This window comes from Aestuariibaculum lutulentum (assembly GCF_032926325.1).
Classification (GTDB): Bacteria; Bacteroidota; Bacteroidia; order Flavobacteriales; family Flavobacteriaceae; genus Aestuariibaculum; species Aestuariibaculum lutulentum.
This window is the reverse complement of sequence record NZ_CP136709.1, coordinates 1,806,450-1,815,000: the sequence shown is the minus strand read 5'-3', so window position 1 is coordinate 1,815,000 and position 8,551 is coordinate 1,806,450. Positions and strand designations below refer to the sequence as shown.

Here is an 8,551-nt window from a genome sequence, read left to right as displayed (position 1 = left end):
CACTTTTGTTTTCTTCTCCTCCGGGTACTTAGATGTTTCAGTTCTCCGGGTTCGCCTCCTTAACGGATACTATATCTTCAATATAGTGGGTTGCCCCATTCGGATATCTGCGGATCAAATCGTATGTGCCGATCCCCGCAGCTTTTCGCAGCTTATCACGTCCTTCATCGCCTCTGAGAGCCTAGGCATTCCCCATACGCCCTTATTTAGCTTATTGTACTTTTTGCTTTTTTATGAGTTTTATTCACCAGATTATTATCTTGTGAATATCTATTATAATATCGCTCGTAACGAATATTATAATTACAAATTTTTTAAAATAGATATTAAATCTATCTTTCATGTATCTTTTTTCAATATGTCAATGAACTTTCGTCCCTCAGGACTCGTGGAGAATATCGGAGTCGAACCGATGACCTCCTGCGTGCAAGGCAGGCGCTCTAGCCAGCTGAGCTAATCCCCCATAATGAAATTCAGAATTGTGAATTCAGAATTACAAACGTTGAATTCTCTAACTTCCAGAATTTCCTTTCAATATTTAATGAACGTGACCATCTCTGGTACTTCGTAGTCTCAGGCAGACTCGAACTGCCGACCTCTACATTATCAGTGTAGCGCTCTAACCAGCTGAGCTATGAGACTGTGTTTTGTCTACAGTTTTCAGTTTTCAGTATCAATACTGAGCACCGTTTTCTGGTGACTTGTTTTTTAAATTAACAGCTATGAGAATAAACTACTCTTTTCTTAGTTTTATTGATACCATTAGTCGTCTTTCTCTAGAAAGGAGGTGTTCCAGCCGCACCTTCCGGTACGGCTACCTTGTTACGACTTAGCCCTAGTTACCGATTTTACCCTAGGCCGCTCCTTGCGGTGACGGACTTCAGGCACTCCCAGCTTCCATGGCTTGACGGGCGGTGTGTACAAGGCCCGGGAACGTATTCACCGCATCATGGCTGATATGCGATTACTAGCGATTCCAGCTTCACGGAGTCGAGTTGCAGACTCCGATCCGAACTGAGATAGGGTTTATAGATTCGCATCCCCTCGCGGGGTAGCTGCTCTCTGTCCCTACCATTGTAGCACGTGTGTAGCCCAGGACGTAAGGGCCGTGATGATTTGACGTCATCCCCACCTTCCTCACAGTTTGCACTGGCAGTCTTGTTAGAGTTCCCGACATTACTCGCTGGCAACTAACAACAGGGGTTGCGCTCGTTATAGGACTTAACCTGACACCTCACGGCACGAGCTGACGACAACCATGCAGCACCTTGTAAGTAGTCCGAAGAAAGATCTATCTCTAAATCATGCAACTTACATTTAAGCCCTGGTAAGGTTCCTCGCGTATCATCGAATTAAACCACATGCTCCACCGCTTGTGCGGGCCCCCGTCAATTCCTTTGAGTTTCATTCTTGCGAACGTACTCCCCAGGTGGGATACTTATCACTTTCGCTTAGCCACTCAGACCGAAATCCGAACAGCTAGTATCCATCGTTTACGGCGTGGACTACCAGGGTATCTAATCCTGTTCGCTCCCCACGCTTTCGTCCATCAGTGTCAATACATTATTAGTGATCTGCCTTCGCAATTGGTATTCTATGTAATATCTATGCATTTCACCGCTACACTACATATTCTAACCACTTCATAATGATTCAAGATAACCAGTATCAAAGGCAATTCTACAGTTGAGCTGCAGGATTTCACCTCTGACTTAATCATCCACCTACGGACCCTTTAAACCCAATGATTCCGGATAACGCTTGGATCCTCCGTATTACCGCGGCTGCTGGCACGGAGTTAGCCGATCCTTATTCTTACGGTACCGTCAGAACTCTACACGTAGAGTGGTTTCTTCCCGTATAAAAGCAGTTTACAACCCATAGGGCAGTCTTCCTGCACGCGGCATGGCTGGATCAGTCTTTCGACCATTGTCCAATATTCCTCACTGCTGCCTCCCGTAGGAGTCTGGTCCGTGTCTCAGTACCAGTGTGGGGGATAACCCTCTCAGGCCCCCTACCTATCGTCGCCATGGTGTGCCGTTACCACACCATCTAGCTAATAGGACGCATACTCATCTTGTACCGTAACCTTTAATAAAAACTCCATGCGAAGTAATTATACTATGGGGTGTTAATCTTCATTTCTAAAGGCTATCCCCCAGTACAAGGCAGATTGTATACGCGTTACGCACCCGTGCGCCGGTCGTCAGCAGAGCAAGCTCCCTGTTACCCCTCGACTTGCATGTGTTAGGCCTGCCGCTAGCGTTCATCCTGAGCCAGGATCAAACTCTTCATCGTTAAATTTTAAATATTATTTAACAACTAATTGGAATCTCTAGTACTCAAAATGGTTTATTCTCTTAGTTGATTTAAATCGTTTCCAACTTAAATCTTACGCTGTCAATTCAATATGTTTATGAACTTATTTCTCTTTATCTCTTAACTCGTTTCCTCGTTAAGCGGGTGCAAATATAAAACCCTTTTTTTAACCTCACAATAGTTTTGATACTTTTTTTTTGAAAAAATTTTTGAAGCTTTAAAACTTCGTTTTCTCAAGTATATCAACACTTCTTACAAGAACTTCGCTACTCATAACCTTCGCTATTTTTGCGGCTGCAAACATACAACCTTTTTTAATTCTGACAAGATGTTTTTGATATTTTTTTGAAGTTTTTTCCTTTGACCTGAAAATCAAATCTCTAAACCTCGTATCGCTATCTTTTTATGAACTTACCGCAGCAGCTTAGCCGCTAACGGGCTGCAAATATACCACCCTTTTTCTCTACCAAACAAACTTTTTTATGCCTTTTTTTTAATCTTTTTTGTCCAATGCTTATTTACAATAAGTTACATCCAAATTATTTTTGATTCAACTTAATGTTATGACTGCATTAGAACAAAAACCTTCGGTTTTATAATATCTATAATATAAGAACAACTCTTCTATATATATTATATGAAGATGATTTTACCTTTGGGATGAAACGGCATCCTTTTTATGCTTACTACCTATTCTTTATAATACACTACATATGTATACCTAAAAATCACTTCTTATACTATTATATATAGTAGCATAAAATGATATAGTGGACAGCCCGACCAGAAGCACCACGGAGGGTAATGCTATAATACTATAAAAGCCATTTAACTTTGACCTCAGCAAAAGTTTGCGTGTCTTAAACGGAGTAAACATTATTAACCAATTATAACATTTGTAAGATTTAACTATTTTTTCACTGGTTTTATCAGGTAAAGTCTAGATTAGTTAATATTTTTGAATGAAATATAAACAAACACATTATGAATTTAGCAGAAATTGATTTTCAAAGTTTTGACTCTGGAAAGTTAATGGACTTTATCACCGAATACGGATTAAAAGTAATAGGTGCCATTCTTATCTGGATTATTGGATCGTGGATTATTAAAAATATCCTGAAGGCGACTAAAAAAATTATGTCGAAAAGTAATTATGAGGAAAGTCTGCAGAAGTTTTTATTAAACCTTTTTAGCTGGGGCTTAAAAATCCTTTTAATCATTACATTGCTAGGAACCCTTGGAGTACCAACCACATCGTTTGCTGCCATTATTGCTGCTGCAGGTTTAGCCGTAGGTATGGCTCTACAAGGTTCTTTAGGTAATTTTGCAGGTGGGGTTTTAATTATGATTTTTAAACCTTTTAAAATTGGCGATTTAATTGAAGCACAAGGTGAAATAGGCGTTGTAAAACACATTGAAATCTTTACAACAAAATTAACCGGACTTTCAAACAGAGAAATCATTATTCCAAACGGTGCCTTATCTAACGGAAACATTATCAATTATACCACTGAAGGAACACGTCGAGTAGATTTAGTTATTGGTGTTAGCTATGATGCCGACATTAAACAAACCAAAGAGGTTTTAATGAACGTTTTAACATCTCACCCAAAAGTTATTGACACGCCTGCTCCATCAGTTAACGTTCTTGAGTTGGCAGATAGCTCTGTAAACTTCGCGGTAAGACCATGGTGTAACGCTGAAGATTACTGGACAGTTTACTTTGAATGTACCGAAAATATTAAGTTAGCTCTTGATGCTGCAGGTATTGAAATTCCTTACCCACATCAAGTTGAAATACAAAAGAAAGGTTAAGACTTCGGTTTTGGTTTCATAACCACAAAGTCCTTTAAATAATAAGGCTCAAAATAAGCGACATCTTCGGTGTCGCTTTTTTTATACTTAGCATCACTAATTGCCCCCATCTCGTTTGCTGATGGTAATTTATCGTCAACAAAAATAGCATTTGGATGCTGGATTAAGGTTTTAGTTTTTTCAACGCCATTACCTATAAAGTATACTTTACCCTGATTTAAATATTCCGCGAAAGCGTTTTCATCTAAAATCTGAGCTTCGGTTGCTCTTACCTCGTTATAATTTGAATCGTAAATTGCCGAATATACTTCCATACGTCTGGCATCTAACATCGATACGATAATGCCTTCCGTTATTTTCACCTGGCAAGCCAATGCTTGTAATGTAGGCACTGACACCAAAGGTTTATCTAATGCAAAACATAAGCCTTTTGCTGCCGACACCCCAATACGTAATCCTGTATAAGAACCAGGCCCTTTACTAATGGCAATAGCATCTAAATTATTTGCATCAACATTGGCTTCTTTTAAAACTGAATCTATAAATACATGTAAACTTTCGGCATGCGAATAGTTCTTACTGTTATCTTCTTTTAAAAAGATTGTCTCTCCATCTCTCGATAAAGCTACAGAACAGTTTGTTGTAGCCGTTTCTATGTTAAGTATTAATGCCAATTTTAATTTGTTATTGTTTTTCCCATGTAAAAGTCTAAAACTTTTGTCTTAAAAACAAAATCATACTTCGCATTTATTAATAAATTCTGTGCATTTAAGTATCTTATTCTGGTTTGCTCTAAATCGAAAGCCGTCATATTCCCTAATTTGTAGCGTTCTTCCGCATTTTCGAAGGCCAGTTTTTGAGATTCGATAGATTTTTTTGCAGATTCATATGCTTTCAATGCTGCTTGCGCATCTGTAAAGGCTCTTTGAATATTTCCTTCTAAATCTAATTTAGCTTGTTCTAAATCTAATTTAGAGTTTAATTCCTGTATTTGCGATTTGGCTACTGCCGTTTTGTTTTGAAACTGAGAGAAAATAGGAATGTTTAGCCCTAACCTAAACGAATGCGATTTTTGATTATTAAGCTGATTAAAAAATGAATCTTCATTTTCGGTTAAATTAGAATAAAAAACATTAGACCCAAAACCATATCCAAAACTTACACTTGGCCAATATCCCGCCTTGTTTATTTCGGTGCCCAACTCGGCGACTTCTATATTTTTCTCTGCCAGTTTAATTTCATTTCTATTACTATAAGCATATTCTAAAATAGAATCGACATCATCATAAAATAAAGCAAAATAAGACGCATCGATATTTATCATTTCTACCTGAAATCCTTTGTATGGAATTTGAAGCAATTGCGACAATGTTAGCAAGGACAAATTATAATTGTTTTCGGCAGTTGTTAAACTCTGCTCGTCTGAAGCCAAAGTGGCTTCGGCATCAAAAATATTGGCTTTGGGCTGAACTCCTGCATCTACAAAACTTTTAACCTGCTCTAATTGTCCTTTTGAAAATTCAATTTGAGCTTTTGCTGCTTCTAAATTCTCCTTGTTGAACAAAATATTTAAATAAGCATTCGCTACATTTAGTGAAATATCGTCTTTTAATTGCTGCAATTGTAATTCACTAGCTTCCTGAGACAACAAGGATTGTTTATAAATATTGGTATTACGGAAACCATTAAATACATTTTGGGAAACCTGTATCCCCACATTCGTTTGGTGCGATGTACGATTAACAAACTGACCTTGAAACAACTCCTGATTACCAAACCCCATGGATTGGCTTGCACTTGCTCCCAAGGATGGTAATAAATTACCTTTTGCAGCCACTACATTTTGTTCGCTTGTTAATATAGAATTATTGGACTTTTGTACACTAATATTATTTTCTAAGGCATAGTCGACACATTCCTGTAAGCTCCATATTTTTTCCTGAGCAAAAACCGCAGCTCCTATAAAAAATACGACTATACTAATTTTAGTTTTATATTTAAACATACTCTATCTTATCTTTTAGTGTGCAGGTGGTCCTGGTCTTACTTCTACCTTTTCTTCATCAGATGTTTTATTCCAGATTTTTATCTTATCCTCTTTTTTGAGTCCTTCTGTAATTTCAACATTAATACCATCTGAAATTCCTAAAACCACATCTACTTTTTTATACTTTCCTTCTGCTTCTAAAACCTCTACAAAAGGTTTTTCAGTAATTCGATTGTATTGCAACAACGCTTCTCGAATAGCAAAGACACTGTCTTTACTTTCAATATCAATTTCCGCATTAGCACTATAGCCCGCTCTTACATTAGTACCTTCATCTATAGTTACGTTAGCCTTTATAGTGAACTGAACAGCGCCGTTTTCTTCAACACCTTTAGGTGCAATAAAGGTTAACTTAGCTGGAAAATCTTTATCTTTTATGGCTCCCAATACGACTTTTATCTCTCTACCTTCAGAAAGCTTACCCACTTCGGCCTCATCAACCTTACCTTCAAAAATCATTTGACTCATATCGGCGACAGTCGCAATGGTTGTTCCTTCATTAAAGTTGTTACTCTCAATAACCTGATCGCCTTCTCTCACCGGAATCTCTAAAATAGTTCCTGAAATTTGTGCTATAATATTGGTATTGGCTGAAGCACCTCCTGAAATAGACCCCCTTTTAATAATTTGATAATTATTTTGTGCCTGCTTTAAAGTTTCTTTCGCCTGGTTAAATGATAATTCACTGTTTTCAAAGTCCTGTTGAGAAATCACCCCTTTTTCAAAAAGCGATTTATTTCTATTGTATAACGTTTCAGCATTATTAAAAGACAACTGCGCAGTTTTTATTTGACTACTTGCACTCACCAAACTTTGCTCATTAGGTACTACTCGAATTTTAGCAATTAAATCGCCCTTTTCAACCCTATCGCCTTCTTCAACAAGAATCTCATCGATGATTCCGGAAATTTGAGGTTTTAATTCAATTTCTTCTTCAGGATTCAATTTCCCTGTTGCCACAGCTTTGGTATTAATCGAGGTGTAAAATGGCTCTTCAACTTCGTATTCTTCAATAGTTTTTGAATTGGCATCCTTAAAATACTTCAACACTACCAGTAATAGGATTAAAACAACAATTCCTATAATAATTTTTACTGTTTTATTCATGTTTATTTTGATTGTTTATTCTTCTCTTAATGCTTCTATTGGTTTTACACTAGTTGCCTTAATGGCAGGAATGAGTCCTATCAACGTTCCAAAAACAACTGAAACAACTAATGCTATAAATAGTACAAGAATAGATACTGATGCATTAACCAAAACTGCTTCACTACCTTGTCCGTAAAAATGATTTAATGTAATTAAAATCCACCCACCAGAAATCACTCCAAACATTCCCGCAACCATTGTTAAAAATACCGCTTCGACAACTATTTGTCTTTGAATTTCAAAAGGTGTGGCCCCCAATGCACGGCGAACGCCTATTTCTTTAGTACGTTCTTTTACGGTAATTAACAAGATATTTCCAATGGCAAAGACACCTGCTATTAATGTCGCAATACCTACAAACCAGGTTAAAAACTGCATTCCGGTTAAAAACTTATACCTTTTTGCAAACTCCTTTCCAATATTAATAGCCCCAAAAGCCTGATTATCCTCTGGATGTACTTGATTCAGATTTTTTAACAGCAACTTGGTATCCATTTCTATTTGTTCTATATCGTATTCCGGCTTACCTGTAATCATTAAAAAAGAAACTTTATCTGCCTGATTATAGACTTGCTGAAATGTAGAAAAGGGAATATATACATCTTCACTTGGGCCGAAATTATCAATAACTCCCTTTTTGTATACACCAACAACCAGATAATTAATTTCTCCAATTTGGATATATTCGCCTATGGCCTTTTCGTCTTTTTTGAACAGCTGCTTATAAGTATCCTCAGAAATAACCGTTACTTTTTTATGGTTATCAATATCATTCTGATTTATAAATCGCCCACTGATTAGATTTCTTTTTTTGATTTTGTCTAAAACAGGATAATCTCCAAGAACATTTAAATCTGCTGAGAGAAAATCTCTAACCACAAGTGCTTGATTCATATTTCTGGGTACCGTAAACTCAATACCTTTTATATTTTCATCTAATTTTTCAATATCCGACAACCTTAACCGAACCCTTTTTCCTTTTTGAAATCCGTTAAAAGGAATACTAGTTTGACCTCCAAAAACAATAACACTATTCGTTGAAAAATCTCCAAACAAACGATTAAACGTATTCTCCAAGCCACGAGCAGCGCCTAGCAAACTAACCAGTAACAATATTCCCCACCAGACACCAACCATAGTAAGGATGGTTCTCAACTTGTTTTTACTTAAACTGTCGAAAACTTCCTGCCAAGTATCTTTATCGAATAAAAATCTAAACAT

At 37.1% G+C, this 8,551-nt stretch carries 5 protein-coding genes, 2 tRNA genes and 2 rRNA genes (1 of these 9 running past the window's edge); 1 reads left to right on the top strand and 8 read right to left on the bottom strand.

Annotation, left to right across the window (positions count from 1 at the left end; translation table 11 throughout):
* The 4 genes from R1X58_RS07780 to R1X58_RS07765 all read right to left on the bottom strand — a co-directional run.
* A 23S ribosomal RNA gene (locus tag R1X58_RS07780) occupies positions 1-217 on the bottom strand (it extends 2,613 nt beyond the left edge of the window).
* Between the two features lie 172 nt (positions 218-389).
* Positions 390-463: transfer RNA gene (locus R1X58_RS07775), tRNA-Ala, on the bottom strand.
* 105 nt (positions 464-568) lie between these two features.
* Positions 569-642, bottom strand: a tRNA-Ile gene (locus tag R1X58_RS07770).
* A 138-nt stretch (positions 643-780) separates the two neighbouring features.
* A 16S ribosomal RNA gene (locus R1X58_RS07765) occupies positions 781-2,298 on the bottom strand.
* Together the 16S and 23S rRNA genes with 2 tRNA genes alongside form the textbook arrangement of a ribosomal RNA operon.
* A gap of 1,005 nt (positions 2,299-3,303) precedes the next feature.
* On the opposite strand from R1X58_RS07765, the gene R1X58_RS07760 reads away from it, so the two are divergent.
* The gene (locus R1X58_RS07760) at positions 3,304-4,134 is read left to right on the top strand and encodes a mechanosensitive ion channel family protein (RefSeq protein WP_240575285.1); all 831 of its coding nucleotides are present in this window, start codon (positions 3,304-3,306) and stop codon (positions 4,132-4,134) included.
* Here R1X58_RS07760 and tsaB read toward each other — a convergent pair.
* The 4 genes from tsaB to R1X58_RS07740 are packed head-to-tail and all read right to left on the bottom strand — an operon-like array spanning position 4,131 to position 8,551.
* Positions 4,131-4,808 carry a tRNA (adenosine(37)-N6)-threonylcarbamoyltransferase complex dimerization subunit type 1 TsaB gene (tsaB, locus tag R1X58_RS07755; RefSeq protein ID WP_240575283.1) on the bottom strand — a complete coding sequence of 226 codons (678 nt, stop codon included), beginning with the start codon at positions 4,806-4,808 and terminating at the stop codon, positions 4,131-4,133. The two genes, R1X58_RS07760 and tsaB, sit on opposite strands and share 4 nt — an antisense overlap.
* A 2-nt stretch (positions 4,809-4,810) precedes the next feature.
* The gene (locus tag R1X58_RS07750) at positions 4,811-6,139 is read right to left on the bottom strand and encodes a TolC family protein (RefSeq protein ID WP_240575281.1); all 1,329 of its coding nucleotides are present in this window, start codon (positions 6,137-6,139) and stop codon (positions 4,811-4,813) included.
* A gap of 15 nt (positions 6,140-6,154) precedes the next feature.
* Positions 6,155-7,288 (bottom strand): efflux RND transporter periplasmic adaptor subunit, encoded by a 1,134-nt coding sequence (locus R1X58_RS07745; RefSeq protein WP_240575279.1) that lies wholly within the window; start codon positions 7,286-7,288, stop codon positions 6,155-6,157.
* A 15-nt stretch (positions 7,289-7,303) separates the two neighbouring features.
* Entirely contained in the window at positions 7,304-8,551 is a 1,248-nt protein-coding gene (locus R1X58_RS07740; RefSeq protein ID WP_240575277.1) for an ABC transporter permease, read from the bottom strand.